At 65.9% G+C, this 1,674-nt stretch carries 2 protein-coding genes; one reads left to right on the top strand and one right to left on the bottom strand.

Going from position 1 to position 1,674, the window contains the following annotated elements:
- The coding region (locus tag RMO97_RS01220; RefSeq protein WP_310538738.1) for an amidase family protein at positions 1 to 513 on the bottom strand (513 nt) is incomplete at its 3' end.
- 122 nt (positions 514 to 635) lie between these two features.
- On the opposite strand from RMO97_RS01220, the gene RMO97_RS01215 reads away from it, so the two are divergent.
- On the top strand, positions 636 to 1,674 hold a 1,039-nt coding region (locus tag RMO97_RS01215), incomplete at its 3' end, for a redoxin domain-containing protein (RefSeq protein ID WP_409035270.1).

The following is a 1,674-nucleotide window of genomic DNA, read 5'->3' as shown; positions in this document are numbered from 1 at the left end:
GGACCGCGCGAGGTCCCAGGGGTTGCGGGTGGGGCCAAATCCGGTGGGTTCGGTGGTGGGCAGGAAGCCGTGCTCCGGGGTCGAGGACTTGCCGATCACATTCACCCCGGCGCGGTCGTAAGCGTCGCTCAACAGCGGCTGGCGCGTGGCCGGCGGCATCGCGAGCATGGCCCGTGAACCTGAGCGGGTCGGCAAGCCCTTGTAATCATTTAAGTCCTTTATCAGGAACGGGACGCCGGCAAAGGGACCGGTCATGGCCGCGACCTGACCCCGCTCCAGCGCCCGGTCGAAATCCGACGCCACCAGGAAATTCAGCCTCGGCTGCAGTTTGAGCGCCCCGTCCACGGCGCCCTTGGCGGCCTCCAGCGCCGACATCTGGCCGGTTCGGATCATCGCCGCTGTCTCGATAGCGTCCGGCCAGGCTGACTTGACGGCCGGCGCCTTGGCCCGGGCCTCGGCGGCAACGCCGGCGAAGGCCAACGCGCTGAAGGCGCGGCGTGTGATTCTGGTCATGGCATTCCCCGACAGTACTGTTTGGCGTCCGATTGCCGAGCTTGACCCACCGGACGGCAAGTCTGCAACATTGGAGAACAGATGCGCTGCTATCATACCCCCGTTAGCTGGGGAGAAGGCGCATGAAGCCGATGTTTGCCGTGGCCGTCGTGACGGCGGCAGGGGTGCTGGCGTTCTGCTTCGGCGCTGGCGCGCCCCTGCAGGCGGCCGATGTCCCGACACAACAGGTGCACGACTTTCAACTCACCGATCACACACGTTTAGCACACCAGCTTTACTACTATGGCTATGCGCCGGCGATCGTGTTGATGACCCGGCAGAACGGCTCTGGGGTCTCCATGGCCCGCTCCGCCGAGCTGCAGAAGATCGCCGCCGGCTATCAGGCCCGCGGCGTGTTGTTTTTCCTGCTGGACTCCAACCTCGCCGACACGCGCGACGCGGCGGCTTTGGCGGCGGCCAAAGAGGGCCTCACACTGCCGATCCTGATGGACGAGCAACAGCTTGTGGGCGAGCAGCTGGGCGTGAAGCGGGAAGGGGAGGTTTTTGTAATCAACCCAAAAACCTGGGCCGTGGCCTACCGCGGACCCGTGTCGAATTCGGTGGCGGCGCTGGACGCCGTGCTGGCGGGCCAGCCTGTGGCTCGGTCGCAGATCGAGGTCACCGAGGGCCGCGCCGTGAGCTTCCCCGAACAGGCCCGCGCAGCCGCCTTCGCCAGAATCTCCTACGTCCGGGAAATCGCTCCGATTCTGCAGGAAAAGTGCGTGTCCTGCCACCTGACCGGCGGTATCGGCCCCTTCGCCATGGACAGCTATGAGGTGGTCAAGGGCTTCTCGCCGATGATCCGCGAGACCATCCGCACCCGCCGCATGCCGCCCTATTTCGCCGACCCGCACATCGGGGCGTTCAAGAACGACCAGGGCCTGACGCCCGCTGAGACCAAGACCTTGGTCCACTGGATCGAGGCTGGGGCTCCGCGCGGCGACGGGGCTGATCCCCTGCTGGCCAACGCCGGGCGGGTGGCTGCTGAATGGCCGGAAAACCTCGGCAAGCCGGACGTCGTCGTGGATCTGCCAGCTTTCAAGGTGCCAGCCAGCGGCCTGGTGGAATACCAGTTCATGCGGGTGGACAATCCGTTCCCGGCCAATACCTGGCTGAAGGCCA

The organism is Phenylobacterium sp. (assembly GCF_031425575.1).
In the GTDB taxonomy this organism is placed as follows: domain Bacteria; phylum Pseudomonadota; class Alphaproteobacteria; order Caulobacterales; family Caulobacteraceae; genus Phenylobacterium.
This window is presented reverse-complemented; position numbering and strand designations above follow the sequence as displayed.